This window comes from Burkholderia sp. AU45274, assembly GCF_030482505.1.
Taxonomy (GTDB): Bacteria; Pseudomonadota; Gammaproteobacteria; order Burkholderiales; family Burkholderiaceae; genus Burkholderia.
Map to the genome: position 1 here is coordinate 497,523 of NZ_JAUJQE010000002.1, position 19,914 is coordinate 517,436.

16 protein-coding genes are annotated in these 19,914 nt (G+C 66.4%); 15 read left to right on the forward strand and 1 reads right to left on the reverse strand.

Annotated elements, in window-relative coordinates:
* Nucleotides 1-211: 211 nt before the first annotated feature.
* Nucleotides 212-700 (reverse strand): adenosine-specific kinase, encoded by a 489-nt coding sequence (locus tag QZM35_RS11115; RefSeq protein ID WP_089425492.1) that lies wholly within the window; start codon nucleotides 698-700, stop codon nucleotides 212-214.
* A gap of 143 nt (nucleotides 701-843) precedes the next feature.
* On the opposite strand from QZM35_RS11115, the gene QZM35_RS11120 reads away from it, so the two are divergent.
* The 15 genes from QZM35_RS11120 to QZM35_RS11190 all read left to right on the forward strand — a co-directional run bounded on the left by QZM35_RS11120 (nucleotide 844) and on the right by QZM35_RS11190 (nucleotide 19,898).
* A complete protein-coding gene (locus QZM35_RS11120; RefSeq protein WP_089425926.1) occupies nucleotides 844-1,821 on the forward strand; it encodes a cysteine synthase A in 978 nt (325 codons plus the stop codon).
* A 124-nt stretch (nucleotides 1,822-1,945) separates the two neighbouring features.
* Nucleotides 1,946-2,431 carry an aminoacyl-tRNA deacylase gene (locus tag QZM35_RS11125; RefSeq protein WP_031401741.1) on the forward strand — a complete coding sequence of 162 codons (486 nt, stop codon included), beginning with the start codon at nucleotides 1,946-1,948 and terminating at the stop codon, nucleotides 2,429-2,431.
* 811 nt (nucleotides 2,432-3,242) lie between these two features.
* Nucleotides 3,243-3,941, forward strand: a complete 699-nt coding sequence (locus QZM35_RS11130; RefSeq protein ID WP_089425491.1) for an energy transducer TonB — start codon at nucleotides 3,243-3,245, stop codon at nucleotides 3,939-3,941.
* An 85-nt stretch (nucleotides 3,942-4,026) separates the two neighbouring features.
* Entirely contained in the window at nucleotides 4,027-4,944 is a 918-nt protein-coding gene (locus tag QZM35_RS11135) for a MotA/TolQ/ExbB proton channel family protein (protein WP_089425490.1), read from the forward strand.
* A gap of 20 nt (nucleotides 4,945-4,964) precedes the next feature.
* Nucleotides 4,965-5,387 carry a biopolymer transporter ExbD gene (locus tag QZM35_RS11140; protein WP_021160935.1) on the forward strand — a complete coding sequence of 141 codons (423 nt, stop codon included), beginning with the start codon at nucleotides 4,965-4,967 and terminating at the stop codon, nucleotides 5,385-5,387.
* A gap of 127 nt (nucleotides 5,388-5,514) precedes the next feature.
* Nucleotides 5,515-5,946, forward strand: a complete 432-nt coding sequence (locus QZM35_RS11145) for a biopolymer transporter ExbD (RefSeq protein ID WP_011352157.1) — start codon at nucleotides 5,515-5,517, stop codon at nucleotides 5,944-5,946.
* Between the two features lie 40 nt (nucleotides 5,947-5,986).
* Nucleotides 5,987-7,153, forward strand: coding sequence for a tetratricopeptide repeat protein (locus tag QZM35_RS11150; RefSeq protein ID WP_256976654.1), 1,167 nt, complete (start codon nucleotides 5,987-5,989; stop codon nucleotides 7,151-7,153).
* Nucleotides 7,154-7,453: 300 nt separating this feature from the next.
* Nucleotides 7,454-8,029, forward strand: a complete 576-nt coding sequence (locus QZM35_RS11155; protein WP_027787334.1) for a helix-turn-helix domain-containing protein — start codon at nucleotides 7,454-7,456, stop codon at nucleotides 8,027-8,029.
* Nucleotides 8,030-8,365: 336 nt separating this feature from the next.
* Nucleotides 8,366-11,158, forward strand: coding sequence for a TonB-dependent receptor (locus QZM35_RS11160; protein WP_089425488.1), 2,793 nt, complete (start codon nucleotides 8,366-8,368; stop codon nucleotides 11,156-11,158).
* 237 nt (nucleotides 11,159-11,395) lie between these two features.
* On the forward strand, nucleotides 11,396-13,318 hold the full coding sequence (locus QZM35_RS11165; RefSeq protein WP_301775905.1) for an extracellular solute-binding protein: 1,923 nt from the start codon (nucleotides 11,396-11,398) through the stop codon (nucleotides 13,316-13,318).
* Between the two features lie 13 nt (nucleotides 13,319-13,331).
* Nucleotides 13,332-14,384, forward strand: a complete 1,053-nt coding sequence (locus QZM35_RS11170) for a microcin C ABC transporter permease YejB (protein ID WP_089425486.1) — start codon at nucleotides 13,332-13,334, stop codon at nucleotides 14,382-14,384.
* Nucleotides 14,338-15,450 (forward strand): ABC transporter permease, encoded by a 1,113-nt coding sequence (locus QZM35_RS11175; protein ID WP_089425485.1) that lies wholly within the window; start codon nucleotides 14,338-14,340, stop codon nucleotides 15,448-15,450. Before QZM35_RS11170 ends, QZM35_RS11175 begins: the two co-directional genes overlap by 47 nt.
* Nucleotides 15,450-17,093 carry an ABC transporter ATP-binding protein gene (locus tag QZM35_RS11180; RefSeq protein ID WP_301775906.1) on the forward strand — a complete coding sequence of 548 codons (1,644 nt, stop codon included), beginning with the start codon at nucleotides 15,450-15,452 and terminating at the stop codon, nucleotides 17,091-17,093. The genes QZM35_RS11175 and QZM35_RS11180 overlap by 1 nt, the downstream gene beginning before the upstream one ends.
* Nucleotides 17,086-18,537: a TldD/PmbA family protein gene (locus tag QZM35_RS11185; protein WP_301775907.1), complete on the forward strand. Its 1,452-nt coding sequence runs from the start codon at nucleotides 17,086-17,088 to the stop codon at nucleotides 18,535-18,537. Before QZM35_RS11180 ends, QZM35_RS11185 begins: the two co-directional genes overlap by 8 nt.
* Nucleotides 18,537-19,898 carry a TldD/PmbA family protein gene (locus tag QZM35_RS11190; protein ID WP_301775908.1) on the forward strand — a complete coding sequence of 454 codons (1,362 nt, stop codon included), beginning with the start codon at nucleotides 18,537-18,539 and terminating at the stop codon, nucleotides 19,896-19,898. Before QZM35_RS11185 ends, QZM35_RS11190 begins: the two co-directional genes overlap by 1 nt.
* Nucleotides 19,899-19,914 lie beyond the last annotated feature (16 nt).

Here is a 19,914-nt window from a genome sequence, read left to right on the forward strand (position 1 = left end):
AAGGATCGCGGCGGCCGGTGCGTCAGCGCGCCGTCAGTCAGTCTGCTGCGGGCAGTATAGGGCACGCGGACGGCGGCGACACGACGCGGAGGGCGGCGCGCTTCAGTGACCACAAATGCAACTAACGGTCTGAGCGCTACCCGTCCTGGAATCCCGGCCGCAACGCGCCTTCCATGCAGCCAGGTCTACAGGCCGCCGGGCGGGGGCATCCCTACGCCTTGTAGCCGATCGTGCGCAGCAGATCCTTGCGCCAGCGGATGTCGTCGTCATTTTCGACCCCGAGCGGCCCGAAGCCGTCGACGACGCCGACGATCCCGCGTCCTTGCGCGGTTTCCGCGACGATCACCTCGGTCGGGTTCGCGGTCGCGCAATAGATCCGGCAGACCTCCGGCACGGCCTTGATCGCGTTGAGTACGTTGACGGGGAAGAATCCGTCGCCGAGGAACACGATGAACGCGTGACCGGCGCCGATCGCGCCGGCGTTGCGGCAGGCGAGGTCGACGAGCGCCGCATCGGTGCCGGAGTGGCGCACCAGTCGCTTGCCTGACGCCTCGCAGAAGGCGAGCCCGAAGCGGATGCCGGGCACGGTGCCGACCAGCGCCTCGTGGATGTCTTCGACGGACTTGATGAAATGCGACTGGCCGAGGATGAAGTTCACGGTCTCGGGCTTGTCGACGGCAACGGTTTGCAGTTGCAGCATGGCGGACCTCGTCTCGCGATGCGGCGCGTGGGCCGCAATGGGTGCTTCAAGCTTAGTACGCTGCAGCCGGCGACGAAAGCGGCGCGGGCGGCCTATCCTTCGTTGTGTGTGGCGCGCGCTGCGCGAAGGCAATGGAGGGCGACATGGACGTGCGACAAGGCTTCGTCGACTGCGTGGGGCGCACGCCGCTGATTCGCTTGGCGAAGCTCAGCGCCGAGACGGGCTGCGAGATCCTGGGCAAGGCGGAATTCATGAATCCGGGCGGGTCGGTGAAGGACCGCGCGGCACTCTACATCATCCGCGACGCCGAGCGGCGTGGCGTGCTGCAGCCGGGCGGCACCGTGGTCGAGGGTACAGCGGGCAACACCGGCATCGGCCTGGCGCATATCTGCGCGGCGCGCGGCTATCGCTGCGTGATCGTGATTCCCGACACGCAATCGCCGGACAAGATGGCGATCCTGCGCACGCTCGGCGCCGAGGTGCGCCCGGTGCCGGCGGCGCCCTACCGTGACCCGAACAACTACCAGAAGATTGCCGGGCGGCTCGCGGACGAACTCGACAACGCGGTGTGGGCCAATCAGTTCGACAACGTCGTCAATCGCCAGGCGCACTACGAGACGACCGGGCCCGAGATCTGGCGCGATACGGCAGGCACGATCGATGCTTTCGTGTGCGCGACCGGAACGGGCGGCACGCTGGCCGGCGTGAGCCGTTATCTGAAACAGCAGAAGCCGGACGTCCGGATCGTGCTGGCCGACCCGCACGGCAGCGGGCTTTACGGGTACGTGAAGACGGGCGACCTCGGCGCGGAAGGCAGCTCGATCACCGAAGGCATCGGATCGACGCGCGTCACGATGAACCTTGCGGACACGCCGATCGACGATGCCGTGCGGATCGATGATCAGCAGTGCGTGACGATGGTCTACCGGCTGCTGCGCGAGGAGGGGCTGTACGTGGGCGGATCGAGCGGCATCAACGTCGCGGCGGCGGTCTGGCTGGCCCGCCGGATGGGCCCGGGCCACACGATCGTGACCTTGCTGTGCGACCGTGGCGACATCTATCGCGCGCGGCTGTTCAATCGGGAATGGCTACGTGAAAAGGGACTGGATCCGGGGGACTGAACCCGTGCGTCGAGTCGGTGCGAAGCACGGGAGCGGTGAGGTTTTCCATCCGCCGGAATGCGACCTATGCTGAACGAATCCGGTGCGAACGCCGTTCGCCCGTTTCGCCAAGACGAGGTGTGCCATGCCTGTATCAGCCACCCTGCAGGATTGCCTGCGTCAGAAGTCATCGCGGTACGAAGTGGTGTACCACCCCTATAGCCATACGAGCATGGAGACGGCCGCCGCCGCGCATATTCCCGGCGATCGCCTCGCGAAAACCGTGCTCCTCGAAGACGACGAAGGCTACGTCGCCGCCGTATTGCCGACCACGCACGCCGTGCGCCTGTCGGATCTCTGGGTGAAGACGGGACGCCATCTCGTGCTCGCCCGGGAGGTCGAGTTGCGCGAGCTGTTCAAGGATTGCGACATGGGCGCATTGCCGCCGGTGTGCATGGCGTACGGCATGAAGACGTTTCTCGAGGAACGTCTCGCGCAGCAGCCGGAAGTCTATTTCGAGGCCGGCGATCACGAAGCGCTGATCCACATGATGCAGGACGAATTCCTGATGCTGATGGAGACGGCCGAACGCGCGCATTTCTCGCACAAGATGCAGGGCATGCACTCCTGACGCGCGCGGGGCAAGGGCGTTGGTCGGTGCGTGTCTGACACGGCCGCGTGTCGAGGCGGCAAGTGGTCGGGCGATATTTAATTCGATATGCGAAGTTATTTTCGACGTTTCGTCGCGTGCCAGGCCATCATGAAATTTGCATCGCATTGCAGATCAAATTTCCGGATATCCGTAGGGTTTCGGACGTTCCGAGGACGCGGTGTCGGCCGGTTCGAGTCAGTTGATCAAGCGTATCCGACGACCGATGAGGGGAGGGGCGTATCCTGCCGGGCGCTTCCGGCGCGGCCCATTTTGGTGCGGCGCGGGAAATGTGCCGATATTTATGTCGAAACAGATTAATATCCGTTTTCGCATATAACCATACAATTCAATTACCATTTTTATAATAAAAGGTTGGTTTGGGCTTACCGGAATATTATTTGAATAAACCCTCCAAACTTTGTATTCGGGTATCAAATAAAGTTTGACGTCAAAATTTTTTCCTTGCTATTGTCTGCACCCAAGTGAACGGCGCCAATGACATCACCGTGTAACGAACGGCGGGTCGTCATACGAAATGAAAGGTGCCGCCCGCACAGCTGACAATTGCCTGAACGTGCTGGCGCGTTTTTTCGGTGCATAACCGGGCCGCGCCGGCCGGAACGATTCCTTGAAAAGAATGAATTGGCATTCGAATTGAATTCTTTCAATTCGGATTGCTAATTGAATTTGAAATGAAATGTTCGGGTTGATGCGGTGGCGATGCCGACCTGGCTTCGCCGCCGGCAGCGATCCGAAACTGGGCGAATCGCTTGGGGGATGGATAGTGGGCATGAAAGTCGAAGAACGTCTGGCTACGTCGAACAGCGGACTGGCTACGCTGGGCCGTCCGCGAGAGTTCGGCAAGAAGCAACAGAATCCGGTGCGCCGGTTCGGCGGCATCGGAATCGTGCTGGTGCTGCATGCCGTGCTGATCTACGCGCTGCTCAACGGCCTCGCGACGAAAGTCGTGCAGGTGATCCAGCACCCGATCGAAACCCGCATCATCGAGCCGGTCAAGCCGCCGCCGCCACCGCCGATGCCCGTGGTCAAGCTCCCGCCGCCGAAATTCGCGCCGCCGCCGCCGCCGTTCGTCCCGCCGCCGGAGGTGCCGGTGCAGGCGCCGCCGCAGGCGACGATCACGCACCAGTCGGCCCCGGTACCGTCCGCACCGGCCGTGCAGGCGCCGGTCGTGGCGCCTCCCGCGCCGGCCAAGCCCGTCAGCCATGACGTGGGGGTGGTCTGCCCGAATTCGGACACGCTTCGCGCGTCGATCCAGTATCCGAAAGAAGCGCAGGAAAACAACATCACCGGCGACGTGACGATCGAGTTCGTCGTGGATGCGGAAGGGAACATTACGAACGAGCGTGTGGCGCAGTCGGCTGATCCGATCCTCGATCGTGCTGCCTTCAATACCGTGAAGCGCTTCAAGTGCGTCGCGCAGGGCCAGTCGGTACGGGTCCAGGTTCCGTTTTCGTTCAATCTGAATTGATGCAGTGGGCGGCCCGGCGCGATCCGGGCCGGAAAAACCATCTCGAACTGACGTGCTAAGTTCACCGAAATAACTGGAGTGGGGTATGACGAAGCGTTCACTGGCCGCGCTGGCGGCAAGCATCCTGATGTCCGTCGCCGCAATCGACGGGTTCGTTGCACCGCAGCTCGCCCACGCGCAGGCAAGCGGCGCGACCGGCACGTCGGCGCAGGCCGCAGCCCCGTCGGCCGCGCCGGCCCCGGTTCCGGCGGCCGCCGAGCCGGCTCCGCCGCCCGCGCCGGCCACGACGGAAGCGGTCGAGAATCCGTACGGGCTTGGTGCGCTATGGAAGAACGGCGATTTCGTCGCCCGTTTCGTGCTGATCCTGCTGGTGATCATGTCGATGGGCAGCTGGTACATCATGATCACGAAGTTCCTGGAACAACTGCGGGCCAATCGCCGCGCGAAGCTGGCGGACGCACAGCTCTGGACCGCGCCGTCGCTCGCCGAGGGCGCCAAGCTGCTCGACGAGGCGTCGCCGTTCCGGTTCATCGCCGAAACGGCGATCGAGGCCGGCGAGCATCATGAAGACGCGCTGCTGGAAGCGGTGGACCGCAACACGTGGATCGACGTGTCGGTCGAGCGCTCGATCACGAACGTGTCGAACCGGATGCAGGACGGGCTCGCGTTCCTGGCCACGGTGGGCTCCACCGCGCCGTTCGTCGGGCTGTTCGGCACCGTCTGGGGGATCTATCACGCGCTGACGGCCATCGGCATCGCCGGGCAGGCGTCGATCGACAAGGTCGCGGGCCCGGTGGGCGAGGCGCTCATCATGACCGCGATCGGCCTCGCCGTCGCCGTGCCGGCGGTGCTCGGCTACAACTTCCTGGTCCGCCGCAACAAGTCGGTGATGGAGCGGGTGCGCAACTTCGGCGCGCAGCTGCATACCGTGCTGCTGGCCGGCAATCGGCGCCCGGTACGCGGGTCGTCATCGTCGCCGGCCGCTGCGTCGCTCGCGAACTGATCGGCTGACGGAGACGCGCGATGGCCATGAACGTCGGGCAGGACGATAGCGACGAGGTGATCGCCAACATCAACACGACGCCGCTCGTCGACGTGATGCTGGTGTTGCTGATCATCTTCCTGATCACGATTCCGGTCGTGACGCACACGATCCAGCTTCAGTTGCCGAAGGAGACGGTGCAGCCGCTGCAGACGACGCCGAAGAGCATCGAGATCGCGGTGAACCGCGATGGCGATTTCTTCTGGGGCGAGCAACTGGTGGATGCACAGACGCTGCTCGCGAAGCTGAAGGACGTGTCGCAGCAGCAGCCGCAGCCGAGCGTCCACGTGCGGGGCGATCAGAACACGCGTTATGAGTTCATCGGTCGGGTGGTCACGATGTGCGAGCGCGCGGGGATTGCGAAGCTGTCGTTCATTACGGAGCCGCCGGCGCGCGGGGGATAGTCGCGCAGCGGAATCGGGGGGAACAGGGGGCCGGCGGCAAGTGGTGGAGCGCTGACGCTGGATCGACCGCGAAGCATGGGATCCACGTAAGCGCTAAAGCGCTAACGTGGATCGACAGGAGTCGACGATGGGAATGAACGTGCCTTCGGGCGGGAGCAATGCCGAACCGGAAGTGATGGTCGATATCAACACCACGCCGCTGATCGACGTGATGCTGGTGTTGCTGATCATGCTGATCATCACGATCCCGATTCAGATGCATTCGGTGAAGATGGACCTGCCGGTGGGTAATCCGCCGCCGCCGGCCACGCCGCCGGAAATCGTGCAGATCGACATCGACTTCGACGGCACGACGACATGGAACGGCGCGCCGGTGCCGGACCGCGCGGCGCTCGAGTCGAAATTGACCCAGGTGGCGGCGGAACCCGTGCAGGCGGAGATTCATCTGCGTCCCAACAAGCTGGTGCCGTACAAGGACGTGGCCGCCGTGCTCGCCTCCGCGCAACGCGTGGGCGCGACCAAGATCGGCCTGATCGGTAACGAACAGTTCATGCAATGACGACACGGACGAACCGATGAACCAGCGACGATGGAAACGGATGATGGCGGTGACGGCGCTCGGTGCGACAGCCCTGCTCGGACGCCCGGCGCTACCGGCGGACGCGCTGCGGCCGGACGTGGCGAAACCGTTGGCGGCCGCACAGGAGCTGTACCGCGCGCACAAGTATCGCGACGCGCTGGGCAAGATCGCCCAGGCGGCCGCCGTGCCGAACCGGACGCCGTACGAAACCACCGTGGTGGAAGAAATGCGCGGCGCGGCAGCGATGGCGGCCGGCGACTCGGGCACGGCCGCGCAGGCGTACGAGAGCGTGCTGAACGCGGGGCGGCTCTCGGGCGACGACGAGCAGCGGACCACGGCGGCGCTGGCCGGCATCTACTTCCAGCAGAAGAACTACCCGCTGGCGATCCGCGTCGCGCAGCGCTACCTGAAGGCGGGGGGCTCGGATCCGGAAATGCGCACGCTGCTCACGCAGTCTTACTACCTGTCGAACGATTGCGCACCGCTCGTGAGCCAGTTGAAAGCGAGCACCGACGCGCAGGCGAATGGCGGACACGCACCGGATGAAGGGCAGTTGCAGATGCTGGCGTCCTGCGCGCAGAAAGTGAAGGATGGCAACGCGTATCGCGGTGCGCTCGGGCTGCTGGTGGCTTATCACCCGAGCCCCGCGTACTGGGACGAAATGGTCACGGCCATTCGCGGCAACCCCGGGTATCTGCCGTCGCTCGACCTCGACATCTACCGGTTGCGACGGGCGACGGGCTCGCTCTCGACCGCCAACGCGTACATGGAAATGACGCAGCTCGCGCTGGTGGCGGGCTCGCCCGCCGAGGGCAAGCAGGTGATCGACCAGGGGTTCGCATCCGGCGTACTCGGCAAGGATGCGCAGGCGGATCGCGAGAAGCGGCTGCAGGCGCTCGCGGCGAAGCGCGCGCAATCGGGCGGAGACGCCACGACGCCGGCAGCGCCGATCGACGCGGGCATGAACCTCGTCTTCGAGGGCCATGCGCAGCAGGGGCTGCCGATGATGGAGCAGGCGATCGCGAAGGGCGGGCTCGAGCATCCCGATGCGGCGCGGCTGCGGCTCGGCGAGGCGTATTACGTGGCCGGCCAGAAAGCGCGTGCGGTCCAGGTGCTGCGCACGGTCAAGGGCACCGATGGTTCCGGTGATCTGGCACGGCTCTGGGCGGTGGTGGCCTCCCGGTAACGCAACGGACGTGCACGGCCGCGCGCACCGCTGGCGGTCGGCAAGCGGTGTGCCGCCGCGATCGCGCGGATGCACGACGGGCAGGTCAGCCGATGAAAAGGGGCAACCTTGTTAATTAGTAAACCGAATGAAATGAGCGAACGCTGCGCGGCCGCACGACGCGAGTGCGCCGCCGCACCGCGCGTGGCTTGCACGTCGCGACAGCGTGCAGCGGGGGATCGCGCCGGGCCGGTCGTGTCACGGCATCGGTCGCGGCTTGACGACATCAAACCGATTTCGACTGCGAGGGACCGTCTTTCCATGGTTTTGCCCCCTGATGAGTCGGTGCTCGTCGCCGTGTCGCTCGGCAACAAGATCCGGGCGCTGCGCCAGCGCCTGAAACTCACGCTCGACGAAACGTCGACGATCGCCGGCATTTCGAAGCCGTTCCTGTCACAGGTCGAGCGCGGGCGGGCGACGCCGTCGATCACGTCGCTGGTGCGGATCGCGAAGGCGCTGGGCGTGACGATGCAGTACTTCATCGACACGCCGACGGAAGCGCGCTCGGTATGCCGCGGCAACGCGCTGCAGTATTTCCAGTTCACGAACTCGGCCAGCCGGTTCGCCAGGCTGACGAACCTGGTGGACGGCCGCAAGCTCGACGCGATTCTCGTCCGGATGCCGGCGGGGCAGCTGTCGTCCGAGATGACGACGCACGCGGGCGAGGAGTTCGTCTATGTGTTGCGCGGGCAGGTGGCGCTGACGCTCGAGGATTGCACGTTCACGCTGAACGAGGGCGATACCGCGCATTACGAATCGACGATGCCGCATGCGTGGCGCAATACGGCCGACGAAGAGGCGGTGATCGTCTGGGTCGGCACGCCGAGGCTTTTCTAGCAAAGGCGGCCGGCAGGAAGGAGAAGTACCCGGTCGACGGCAGAGGGTGCGCAGTACGGCCCGCATACAGGTTCGCGTTTTACGGAACCAACCGCCCGTCGAGCCGGGAAGAAGCAGGCAATGCGCTCAATGTAGGTGTTTAGTATGACGAATCAAAATAGAAAAAGACGGTGATGCTGAATGGCGCTGGTGCTACGAGGCCGATCCGTTCGAGTCGTGGCAGTCGAAAGCGTGGCAATCGCGGGTTCCGGTACACGGGCACCCAGGACGCGCAAGGAATTCACAAGGTTCCGGCGCACAGCAGGTGGGGTCTTACTACGAGCGAGAGGGAACAAGATGAAGCAGAGAGTTTTGGCGTTGGCCATCAAGAGGATAGTCTGGGCGGAACTCGCGTTGACGGCCGTACTGGCGCCGCCGGCGTTCGCCCAGAGCCAGCCGGCGCCGGGCGCCGTCGCGATCGCGGATGCGGTCGCGAGCGGCGCGCCCGTGACCGTTGCACAGGCGGGCGGCACGGCGGGCAGCGCCGCTGCACCGGACGCTGCGGCGCCCGATGCGGCACCCGGTGCAGCAGCCGACGCGACGGCTGCCGCACCCGCCGCGAACGGGCAGGGCAAGGTCGCGCAGATCAAGCGGTTTGAAGTGACGGGCTCGCTGATCCGGCAGGCCGACAAGACGGGTTTCCAGCAGGTGCAGACGATCACGCCGAAGGAAATCCAGGCCAGCGGCGCGGTGACCGTCGCCGACTTCCTGCGCGATGCGGCAGCCAACTCGGCGAACAGCTGGGGCGAAGGGCAATCGGGCAACTTCGCGGCCGGCGCGGCCGGCATTGCACTGCGCGGCCTCTCGGAGAAGTACACGCTCGTGTTGGTCGACGGCCAGCGCGTCGCGCCGTATGCATTTTTCTCGAACAGCGTCGACTCGTTCTTCGACCTCAACACGATCCCGCTCAACGACATCGAGCGGATCGAAATCGTGAAGACGGGCGCGGTGTCGCAGTACGGTTCGGACGCGATCGGCGGTGTCGTCAACATCATCACGAAACACAATTTCCGCGGCCTGCAGCTCGACGGCAGCCTCGGCAGCGCGATCAACGCCGGCAACGGCGACGGCACGATGAAGTTCGGCGTGCTCGGCGGCTTCGGCGACCTGAACGCCGACCGCTTCAACGTGACGGCCGCGCTCAGCTACTACAAGTCGAACGGCTTCACGCTGGCCGACCGTGATTCCACGCGCAACCAGGACTTCACGGGCAAGCCGGGCGGCTTCTCGCTGCTCGCGCCGTCCTACTGGAACATGCCCGACGGCAGTGCGCAGGCGCTGACCGGCGGCTGCCCGTTCGGCGGCTCGGTTCATCCGGCCGCGTCGAATTCGCTGTCGGCCGGGTTGCCGGGCACCATCTGCGGGTACAACACGGCGGAAAGCACGTCGATCCTGCCGATGACCGAGCGCCTGAACGCGAAGCTCCATGGTGACTTCAAGATCGACGACAAGACGACCGCGTTCGCCGACTTTATGGAGAGCTACAACACGACCACGACCAACGACGGCCTGTGGAACAACGTGATCGGCAACTCGCAGAGCCCGGCGCTCGTGTGGAATCCGCAGACGAAGCTGCTGTCGCCGTTCAACTACACGGTGCCGACCAGCAACCCGTACAACACGACGGGCGCGGCCACGCCGCTCACCTATGCGTTTCCGAACACGGTCGCGCAAAAGACCTGGGCCAACTACTGGCGGGCGGCCGCCGGCATCAAGGGGTCGTTTACGCTGCCGTACGGCGACTGGGACTGGGCGACGTCGGTCAGCCATTCGCAGAGCACGGTGTCGAACGTGTTCACGAACCAGTTGAACGTGAACGCGCTGAACAACATCTACCAGAACGGCACGCTGAATTTCGCGAACCCGGCCGCGACGCCGAACGCGTTCAACGGGCTGTTCCAGGAAGCGAACAACCTCGGCATCTCGAAGCTCGACACGATCGATGCGACGCTGTCGACGCCGAACCTGTTCCATCTGCCGGCCGGCGACGTCGGCATCGGCTTCGGCGCGCAGTTCACGCACCAGAGCGAAACGCTGACGCCGGGTTCCGAGTACCTGAGCGGGGCCGTCATCACGCCGGACCTCGAGACGGTGGATGGCCAGCGCAACGTCGCGGCCATCTATTACCAGATCAACATACCGATCATCGAGAACCTGACGTTCAGCCAGGCAGGCCGCTACGATCACTACACCGACGTGGGCGGCGCCTTCTCGCCGCGCTTCGCGCTGCGGTACCAGCCGATCAAGGCGCTCACGTTGTATACGTCGTACAACCGCGGCTTCCGCGCGCCGACCTTCGTCGAGGACAGCAAGTCGCAGACGCTCGGCATCCAGGTCGATCCGGCCACCGGCCAGAACTACACGTCGATCACCGTCGGCAACCCGAACCTCGCGCCGGAGCGCACGCGCAACCTCAATATCGGCTTCCAGGTCTCGCCGAGCCGTTACACCGACCTCGGCTTCGACTGGTACAAGATCCGCATCGACAACGTGATCGGCCAGGGCAAGCCATCGCAGGTCGTGACCGACCCGACGACCGGCCAGCTGCTGTACAAGGTGATTCCGTACCAGAACCTCGGCTACCTCGACACGAACGGCTTCGAAGGCACGTTCCGCCAGGGCCTGCCGCTGAAGGGGTGGGGCACGATTACGCTGTCGGGCGACTGGGCTTACGTCAACAGCTACAAGATCGGCTTCCCGGGCGCCGCGCCGGTCAACGGCGCGGGCAACAACTTCACGATCACGCAGCCGTTCGGCGGCAGCTTCCCGCGCTGGCGCGGCAACACGACGCTGGACTGGAACTACCGGAAGTTCGATGCGGCGCTGACGTGGCAGTTCACGGGGCCGTACGCGCAGAACCTGATGCCCGAGCCGAGCAAGGTCGGTTCGTACAGCCAGTTCAACCTGATGGTGACGTACACGGGCTTCAAGAACTGGACGATCTACGGCGGCATCGACAATCTCTTCAACCGCACGCCGCCGTACGACCCGATCTTCGCGAACGGCACGCTGAGCCAGAGCGGGTACGACACGTCGGTGTACTCGTACATCGGCCGGTTCGCGCAGGTCGGCGCGACGTACAAGTTCTGACGGCGATCGCGATGCACTGACAGGCTTTGGACAGGCCGCTCCACGTCCACTACCCCCTTTTCGGGGCGGCCTTTTTTCGCCTGGTGCCACGACGGCCCGCAACCGGGACGCGCGGCGGTGCAGTTCATCCGATCGTGACAGCACGAACCATCCGCGGGACGCGGCCGTATGCGGCGTCCGGCACGGGCATCGATTGCGTGCAGGCTTCACACCCGCACGCTTCCGGACAGACTGACCATGAGACTGTTGAATGGGCGACGGGCACGCGTGCCGCGCCACTCGCACCTGACGCGCACGCACGGGCGGATGCGCGCCGCCACGCGCGCCGCGCTGCTCGCGTGCGCCGTGTGGCTCGTGTCGGGCGGCGTCATGCCGCAGGCCGCGCTCGCGGTGCCGGCGATCTCGCAATACGACCATCCGAAGTATCCGCCGGGCTTCACGCATTTCGACTACGCGAATGCGGATGCGCCGGACAGCGGAACGCTCCAGTTCGAAAACTACGACGAGGCGCAGAGCTACGATTCGCTGAACCCGTTCCTCGTGCGCGGCGCGCCCGCACCGGACATCAAGAACCTGATGTTCGACACGCTGATGCAGCGCAGCTGGGACGAGATCGCATCCGAATACGCGCTGATCGCCGACGACGTCGACATCGCGCCTGACGGGCTGTCGGCGACGTTTCACATCAACCCGGCCGCACGCTTCTCGAACGGCGACCCGATCACCGCGGTCGACGTCAAATATTCGTTCGACACGCTGACGAGCCCGCAGGCGTCGCCGCTGTACAACGCACAGTTTTCGATCATCAAGCGCGCGGTGGTGGTCGACGGCCACACGGTGCGCTTCGAGTTCAAGCACGCGGAGCGCGACGCCGCGCTGATCGCGGGCGACCTGCCGGTGTTCTCGCCGAAATGGGGGCAGCGCGCGGACGGCACGCGGCCGCCGTTCGACCAGATCGCGAACGTGCCGCCGATCGCGAGCGGCCCGTACCTGATCGACCAGCGCAAGAACGACAAGCAGATCAGCTACGTGCGCGACCCGCACTACTGGGCAGCGAACCTGCCGTCGCGACGCGGCATGTTCCGCTTCGCGCACGTGTCGTTCAAGCTGTACCTGGACCAGTACACGGCGCTCGAAGCGTTCAAGGCCGGCGACATCGACGCGCGCATGGAATACAGCGCGACGCAGTGGGCGCGCAAGTACGTCGGCAAGAATTTTCGCAACGGCATGCTGAAGCGCGGCGAGTTTCCCGACGGCCCCGCGCAGATGCAGGGTTTCCTGATGAACATGCGCAAGCCGATGTTCCAGGACGTGCGGGTGCGGCATGCGCTCGCGCTGGCGTTCGACTTCGACTGGATGAGCCGGATGATGTTCTACGGGCAGTATCGCCGCACCAACAGCTTCTGGGAGGCGAGCCCGTTCGCGGCATCCGGCATGCCGAGCGCGAAGGAGCTTGCGCTGCTCGAACCGTTCCGTTCGACGCTGCCGCCCGAGGTGTTCGGCCCGATGGTCCGGCAGCCGTCGACGCTGCCGCCGAACTCGCTGCGCGCGAACCTGAAGGAGGCGCGCGACCTGCTCGCGCAGGCCGGCTGGCATTACCGCGACGGTGCGCTGCGCGACGCGAACGGCACGCCGATGACGATCGAGATCATCGACGACCAGCCCGGCATGGACCGCCTGATCCTGCCGTACACGCAGGCGCTCGCGATGCTCGGCATCCACGCGTATCTCCACGAGATCGACAGCGCGGTCTACCTGAAGCGCCTCGACAATTTCGAGTACGACATGACGACGTACATCTACCTGCCGGTGACGATTCCGGGTGCGGAGCTGACGCGCCGCTTCGGCAGTGCGGCCGCGTCGCAGCCGGGCTCCGAGAACTATCCGGGTGTGAAGTCGAAGGCCGTCGACGCGCTGATCCGCGCGGCGCTCGCGGCCGACACGCTCGACGATCTCGAGACGGCCACGCACGCGCTCGACCGCGTGCTGATCAATCTGTACGCGCTGATCCCGCAGTACTACCTGCCGAATGCGCGGATCGCGTACAAGGCGACGCTCGGCCACCCGGCGATCGTGCCGGACTCCTATCAATACGAGGACTGGATCATCGACTACTGGTACGTGAAGCAACCGGCGGCGAAACCCGCGCCGGCCGCCTGACGGAGGAACGACGATGCTGGCATACATACTCAGGCGCTTGCTGCTGATGATCCCGACGCTGATCGGGGTGGTGACGATCACGTTCGCGGTCACGCAGTTCGTGCCGGGCGGCCCGGTCGAACAGGTGCTCGCGCAGTTGCGCCACGGCAGTGCGCGCGGCGGGGAGGCGGGCGGAGGGGGCGGCGGCTACCACGGCAGCCAGGGCGTCGACCCGCAGCAGATCGAGCAGATCCGCAGGCAGTTCGGCTTCGACAGGCCGCCGCTCGAACGCTACGTGCTGATGCTGAAAAGCTATGCGACGTTCGACCTCGGCCAGTCCTATTTCGCGCATCGCAGCGTGTGGGCGGTGATCCGCTCGAAGCTGCCGGTGTCGATCACGCTGGGGATGTGGACGGTGATCCTCACGTACCTGGTGTCGGTGCCGCTCGGCATCGCGAAGGCGGTGCGCAACGGATCGCGGTTCGACACCGTGACGAGCGTGCTGGTGCTGGCCGGATACGCGGTGCCGGGCTTCGTGCTCGGCGTGCTGCTGCTGATGCTGTTCGGCGGCGGCACGTTCTGGCAGGTGTTCCCGATGCGCGGGCTCACGTCCGATAACTTCGACGACCTGACGCTGATCGGCCAGGCGCTCGACTATCTGTGGCACGTCGTGATGCCGGTGACGGCGTCGGTCGTCGGCAACTTCGCGATCGTCACGATCCTGACCAAGAACACGTTCCTCGAGGAAATCGGCCGCCAATATGTGCTGACCGCACGCGCGAAGGGCGCGCCGGAGCGCGACGTGCTGTGGAAGCACGTGCTGCGCAATGCAGCGATCCCGTTGCTCACGGGGCTGCCGGCCGCGTTCGTCGGCGCCTTCCTGAACGGCAACCTGCTGATCGAGACGCTGTTCTCGCTCGACGGCATGGGGCAACTGTCGTACGACTCGGTGATCCGCCGCGACTATCCGGTCGTGCTCGGCTCGCTGTTCCTGTTCACGCTGATCGGCCTGCTGACCAAACTCATCGCGGATATCTGCTATGTCCTCGTCGACCCCCGTATCCAGTTCAACCGCCTGGACCACTGACCAGGCCTGCGCCGCGTGTGCGGCCTCGCCGTCGCCGTGGCGGCGCACGTGGCTGCGCTTTCGCGCGCAGCCGCTCGGCTACTGGAGCCTCGTGATCTTCGCGGTGCTGTTCGCGCTCAGCCTCGGTGCGGACCTGCTGTCGAACGACCGGCCGCTGATCGTGCGCTACGACGGGCGCTATTACTTCCCGATCGTGAAGGACTATCCGGAGACGGCGTTCGGCGGCGACTTTCCCGCGATGACGAATTATCTCGATCCGTATATCCGCACGAAGATCGAGTCGCACGGCAACTTCGCGATCTATCCGCCGAACCGTTACCGCTACGACACGATCGACTATTTCGCGTCGCGGCCGTATCCGGCGCCGCCGTCGTCGAGCAACTGGCTCGGCACCGACCAGTTCGGCCGCGACGTGCTTGCGCGGCTGCTGTACGGGTTCCGGCTGTCGGTGCTGATGGCGTTCGCGCTGACCGTATCGGGCGTGCTGGTCGGCGTGCTGACGGGCGCGCTGCAGGGCTTCTACGGCGGCCGCACCGACCTGGTCGGGCAGCGCCTGATCGAGATCTGGAGCGCGTTGCCGGACCTGTACCTGCTGATCATCTTCGCGTCGATCTTCACGCCGTCGCTGTGGCTGCTGTTCATCCTGCTGTCGATGTTCGGCTGGCTCGTGCTGTCCGACTACGTGCGCGCCGAATTTCTGCGCAACCGCGCGCTCGACTATGTGAAAGCGGCGCGCACGATGGGGCTGACCAACGCACAGATCATGTGGCGCCACGTGCTGCCGAACAGCCTCACGCCGGTGATCACGTTCCTGCCGTTCCGGATGAGCGCGGCGATCCTGTCGCTGACGAGCCTCGATTTCCTCGGCCTCGGCGTGCCGCCGCCGACGCCGAGCCTCGGCGAACTGCTGCAGGAGGGCAAGAACAACCTCGATGCGTGGTGGATCTCGATCGCGGCGTTCGCGGCACTGGTGGTGACGCTGCTGCTGCTCACCTTCATGGGCGATGCGCTGCGCAACGCGCTCGACACGCGCACGCGCGGTTCGGCATTCGGCGGAGGGCGGTGATGACGAGACCGTTGCTGCAGATCGACGGGTTTTCCGCGCATTTCGGCGCGATCGCGGCGGTACAGGGCCTGAGCCTGTCGATCGGCCGCGGCGAGCGCGTGGCGCTCGTCGGCGAGTCGGGGTCGGGCAAGAGCGTGACCGCACTGTCGATCCTGCGGCTCGCGCAGCAGGCGACGCTGTCGGGGCGGATGCTGTTCGACGGCGAGGATCTGCTCGCGAAGACCGAGCAGCAGATGCGCGGGATTCGCGGCGCCGACATCGCGATGGTGTTCCAGGAGCCGATGACGGCGCTCAATCCGCTGTATACGATCGGCAAGCAGATCGCCGAGAGCCTGCGGCTGCACGAGGGGCTGCGCCCGGGCGACGCGCGTGAGCGCGGGATCGCGCTGCTGCGGCGCACCGGGATTCCGGAGCCGGAGCGGCGCATCGACAGCTTTCCGCACCAACTGTCGGGCGGGCAGCGGCAACGCGCGATGATCGCGATGGCGCTGGCGTGCCGGCCGCGCCTGCTGCTGGCGGACGAGCCGACCACCGCGCTCGACGTGACGGTGCGCCAGCAGATCGTCGACCTGCTGATCGAGCTGCAGGAGCAGGAGGCCGCCGCACGCGGGATGGCCGTGCTGCTGATCACGCACGACCTGAACCTTGTGCGGCGCTTCGCGCAGCGTGTGGCCGTGATGGAGAAGGGCGTGCTGGTGGAAAGCAACACGACGGCCGACCTGTTCGCGGCGCCGCAGCATCCGTATACGCGCCGGCTGCTCGACAGCGCGCCGCAACGGGCGGTCGAGCCGGTGGCCGCCGGCGCGCAGACGATCCTCGACGTGCAGCATCTCGCCGTCGACTACCGCATCGCGGCGAACGGCTGGCGCTCGGTGCTCGGCAAGACGACGTTCCGCGCCGTGCACGACGTGCAGCTGAGCCTGAAGCGCGGCGAAACGCTCGGGATCGTCGGCGAGTCGGGCTCGGGGAAATCGACGCTCGCGTCGGCCGTGCTCGGCCTGCAGCGGCCGGCGTCGGGCGGGATCGAGATCGACGGGATGCCGCTGGCGTTGCTGCGCACGACGCAGGGCCGGCGCACGCTGTACGGGCGCATGCAGGTGGTGTTCCAGGATCCGTTCGGCTCGCTGTCGCCGCGCATGACGGTCGAGCAGATCGTCGGCGAGGGGCTTGCCGTGCACCGGCCGCAGGTGGCCGGCGACGCGCGGCGCGCGCGGATCGCCGCGCTGCTGCAGGAGGTGGGCCTGCCGCCCGAGGCGATGCTGCGCTATCCGCACGAGTTTTCCGGCGGGCAGCGGCAGCGGATCGCGATCGCGCGGGCGCTGGCGGTGGAGCCGGAACTGCTGGTGCTCGACGAGCCGACGAGCGCGCTCGATGTGTCGATCCAGAAGCAGGTGCTGAATCTGCTGACGAATCTCCAAAAGAAGTACAAACTCAGCTACCTGTTCATCACGCACGATCTGGCGGTGATGCGCGCGATGGCCCACCGGGTCATCGTGATGAAGGCGGGGCGCGTGGTCGAGGCGGGCGAGACGCTCGACGTATTGCACGCGCCATCCCATCCGTATACGCGGGCGCTGCTCGCGTCGTCCATGCTGGCGCCTGAGCGCGGCCCGCAGGAGCAGCAAGAGGGAACCGATGATTGACGAGAACCGGGCGCCGGGTGCCCGAGCCGTGCAGGCGGCGCAGGCGTTGCGCAGCGACGCCGATTTCTGGTCGCTGCGCATCGTCGACGAGACGATCGACGAACACGCGGTGCGCAACGACGTCGCGCAGCCGTTTTCGCGCACGCGCGAGCGCGGTGCGATGCTGACGGCCTGGGCCGGCACGGGCGCGGGTTATGCCGCGACGCCCGACCTGTCCCCGGCCGGGCTGCAGGCGGCGCTCGACATCGCGACCGCGCGGGCCCGTGCCAGCGCGCCGTGGGCGCTGGTCGATCATCGGCAGGCCGCGCGTCCGCAGGCGAGCGGCACCTATGCGTCGCCCGATGTCGATGCGACGCTGCCGTCACGCGCGGAATGGATCGAGCGTCTCGCGCACGAATGTGCGGCGGCAAACCTCGGCGCGCGCATCGTCGAGCGTTCGGCTAGCGTGATGATCGTGCACACCGAGCAGTATTACGTGACGAGCGACGGCGTGCGGATCGACCAGCGCTTCCGCTTCCTGATGCCCGAGCTGCAGGCCGTCGCCCATGGCGACGGCGACACGCAGACGCGGTCGCTCGGCCAATCGGGCACGCTGGCGCAGGGCGGCGTCGACGTGCTGGCGCGCCACGGCTTCGATGGCGCCGGCGCGCGTGTTGCCGACGAGGCGCTGCAGTTGCTCGCCGCGCCGAACTGCCCGACCGGCCGGCGCGACCTGCTGCTGATGCCGGACCAGATGATGCTGCAGATCCACGAGTCGATCGGCCATCCGCTCGAACTCGACCGGATTCTCGGTGACGAGCGCAACTTCGCCGGATCGAGCTTCGTCAGGCCGGAGATGGTCGGCCACTATCAATATGGCTCGCCGCTGCTGAACGTCACGTTCGATCCGGAGCCGACGGCCGAAGCCGCGTCCTACGCATTCGACGACGACGGCACGCCGGCGCGCAAGCAGTACCTGATCCGCAACGGCGTGCTCGAACGGCTGCTCGGCGGGGCGCTGTCGCAGCAGCGCGCGGGCCTGCCGGGCGTCGCCAACTCGCGCGCGTCGAGCTGGAACCGCGCGCCGATCGACCGGATGGCGAACCTGAACGTCGAACCCGGCGACCAGTCGCTCGATGCGCTGATCGTCGGCACCGAGCACGGGATCCTGATGCGCACCAACACGTCCTGGTCGATCGACGACCACCGCAACAAATTCCAGTTCGGCTGCGAATTCGGGCAACTGATCGAGAACGGCCGGCTCACGCAGGTCGTCAAGCGCCCGAACTACCGCGGCATCTCTGCCCAGTTCTGGCGCAGCCTGCGCGCGGTCGGCGATGCGGGCACGTTCGGCATCTACGGCACGCCGTACTGCGGGAAGGGCGAGCCTGCGCAGATCATCCGTGTCGGCCACGCCGCGCCGGCCTGCGTGTTCGCCGGCGTCGACGTCTTCGGAGGCGCGTGATGACGGGATTCGATCCGATCGCCCGCCAGGCCGGAATCGACTGGCACGCGTATTTCGCCCGGCTCGCCGAGGAGGCGCAGCGGCTGACCGCGCCGACCGAAACCGTCCTGCTCGGCTTCTCCGGCGAAACGTCCGACTTCATCCGTTTCAATGGCGGCAGGATTCGCCAGACCGGGCGCGTCACGCAAGGGCGGCTGTCCGTGCGGCTCATCGACGGGGCGCGGCAGGCGCACTCGGCGCTGACCGTCTGCGGCGATCCGGCGGCCGACCTGCGCGAACTGGCGGACGCGCTAGCCGTGCTGCGCGACGGCCTGCGCGATGCGCAGGACGATCCTCATCTGCTGTTCGATACCGCGTCGTGGGTGCAGGAAACGCGCCGCACCGGGCGCTTGCCGAATGCGGACGGGCTCGCGCGAATCGTGGCCGAATGCGCGCGCGGGCTCGACTTCGTCGGCTTTTACGCGGGCGGCACGCTGGCGCGCGGCTTCGCATCGTCGACCGGCAGCCGCGGCTGGTACGAGGTCGAGAATTTCAACTTCAGCTGGTCGCTGTATGACCCGAGCGGCCGCGCGATCAAGACTGTCTATGCGGGCGACGACTGGCGCGACGCGGCGTTCGCGGTGAAGGTCGACGCGGCCGCCGCGCGGCTGCCCGTGCTCGGCCGCACGCCGAAGGCGCTTGCGCCCGGGCGCTACCGCGCGTATTTCGCGCCGGACGCCATTCACGAGATGACGAGCCTGCTCGGCTGGAGCGGCTTCTCGGCGCGCGCGGTGGCGAGCGCCCGCAGCCCGCTGCATCGCCTGTACGCCGGCGAGGTCGCGCTCGATCCGCGCGTGTCGATCACCGAGGATTTCTCGCTGGGCATCGCGCCGGCGTTCAACGCGGACGGCTACCGGCGCGACAGCGTGCCGCTCGTCGTCGAAGGGCGGGGCGCCGGGCAGCTCGTGTGTGCACGCACCGCGCGTGAGCACGGGCGCACACCGAACGGCGCGGACAACGCCGAAGCGCCGCAGTCGCTGTCGATCGCGGGCGGCACGCTCGCCGACGCCGACGTGCTGGCCGCGCTCGACACGGGGCTCTACGTCGGCAACCTCTGGTACCTGAACTTTTCGGACCCGATCGCGTGCCGGATGACGGGGATGACGCGGTTCGCGACGTTCTGGGTCGAAGGCGGGCGCATCGTCGCGCCGGTCGACGCGATGCGGTTCGACGACAGCTTCTACCGGCTGTTCGGGTCGGAGCTCGAGCAGCTCGGCGCGGCACCGGCGCTGCTCGCGAGCGACGACACGTACGGCGAGCGCGCCACCGGAGGCGCGCAGTTGCCGGGGCTGCTCGCGCGTTCGTTCGAGCTCACGCTGTAGCGCGTTCGCCGACACT